Origin of the sequence: Mesorhizobium sp. M7A.F.Ca.US.011.01.1.1 (genome assembly GCF_003998295.1) — a bacterium.
Taxonomy (GTDB): domain Bacteria; phylum Pseudomonadota; class Alphaproteobacteria; order Rhizobiales; family Rhizobiaceae; genus Mesorhizobium.
The window spans coordinates 1-1,514 of sequence record NZ_RZRT01000161.1; the positions used below are offsets into that span (position 1 = coordinate 1).

Below are 1,514 nucleotides of genomic sequence, written 5' to 3' on the forward strand. Positions count from 1 at the left end.
GCGAAGTTTTGCTTCATAGTGGCGGTTATCGGTGAAAGCAATAAATCCCCGGCAGGCCTATTGCGATGCTGCGGTTAATAGCGATGCATCCCGCCTTTGGGCGCATATTGATCCGGTGGGAGCAGATCCGGTCCTCATAGAGCTGCCGCTACTCTCCGCTCGATGAGGAAGGGATAATCGTAAACAATTTCCACGCCCCACCGCCGGCGTACCACAGCAGAATTTGGTTTCGAGGCGGCCCCGCGTAAGAGTGGTGCCGCTTGCGGTGCGTAGTACTGCGCTGAACTGATCGGGTCTTCATTGCGATTGACGTGATTTCTCGAAATGCAGGGGTGACGTAGGGTCGCCCAAGTATTAATTTTTCCTGGGCGGGTTTGAGGAGACCAACGTGGGAACTCACAATAGCGTAGTTCCGGGATGGGAATTCTTAGCCGAGGACGAGGCGATTGACGCTGCGATCGACAAATACGGCAAAGACCCGACGACGTCGGTCGCGTATTGTGCGTTCGAGACGTTTGGCGATCGAGGCGGACCCGAGCATCGGTTTTGGTTTGACCTGTTTGTAAAGCTCACAAAATCGGATCACGTGGGTTGGGCGTAGAGCTCGGTCTCAGTTCTCGCGTCAGCTAATTTAGATGTTCCCACAAAGCCAAACAGCCATTCGGCCTACGCCGGAAACAATCGTGTCCCGCGGCGTGGTTGAGCTGGCGGCATTGGTCGCCGTCGCCCTCCCGCATTGGCTAGGCTGATCAGCGCCACGGCTGGCAGGTTCCTCAACCGCGTCGCGCTGATCGGCTCGCAGATCGGGGTGGGCTATGTCGCAATCCAGTCACATGACGTCTTCCTCTACGCCAGCATGATATTTTCCATCGCGTCGCGTTGATCCGCGCCCGAGCCCTGACTTGAGTGAGGTAGTTTCGGTTAGTAATGCGCACGCTGTGGCTGCAGGCAACGGCCGCTGTCCGCGGCGTGGCGTGAATGTGCTGCTATAGCGGTGAGAACAGGGACTTGGTGTTGCTTGGTCAATTACCGAGGTGACGTCCGCGTTCAGCGGACCGCCGCTTGGCGCCAATGGCTTAAGACAGGGCAAAGGCTTGCCATTACCGCCATTTGCTGCATCCTATCTGATGGCAGCGGCCGGTACGGCCAGCCAAACGGACACGTAGACACCTGCGGCAAGGAAACACCTATATGGCGACTGGAACGGTAAAGTGGTTCAACGCGACCAAGGGCTTTGGCTTCATTCAGCCTGACAGTGGTGGACAAGACGTTTTTGTCCATATTTCTGCTGTCGAGCGCGCTGGCCTATCGACGCTCGTTGACGGCCAGAAGGTCAACTATGAGATAGAACAGGACCGGCGGACCGGCAAATCGTCGGCCGGCAACCTGAGCAAGGCTGGCTGAACCAGCCATGTGATTTCGGCAAGCGCATCAGGCACGCAAGCTTCAGTGCACCAAGATGATCAAGTCTGGTGGCCTACCGGCATGTCGTTGAAGTGTCACCTTTGCTGACC

General features: G+C 56.9%; 2 protein-coding genes. Both read left to right on the plus strand.

Going from position 1 to position 1,514, the window contains the following annotated elements:
* Positions 1-736 precede the first annotated feature (736 nt).
* On the plus strand, positions 737-883 hold the full coding sequence (locus tag EOA13_RS38230; protein ID WP_164780621.1) for a hypothetical protein: 147 nt from the start codon (positions 737-739) through the stop codon (positions 881-883).
* A 308-nt stretch (positions 884-1,191) separates the two neighbouring features.
* Positions 1,192-1,404: a cold-shock protein gene (locus tag EOA13_RS37015; RefSeq protein WP_127298034.1), complete on the plus strand. Its 213-nt coding sequence runs from the start codon at positions 1,192-1,194 to the stop codon at positions 1,402-1,404.
* Positions 1,405-1,514: the final 110 nt, after the last annotated feature.

Excerpts from the sequence above, each read along its gene's own strand:
- EOA13_RS37015 (WP_127298034.1), top strand. The coding sequence starts at position 1,192 with ATGGCGACTGGAACGGTAAAGTGGTTCAACGCGACCAAGGGCTTTGGC.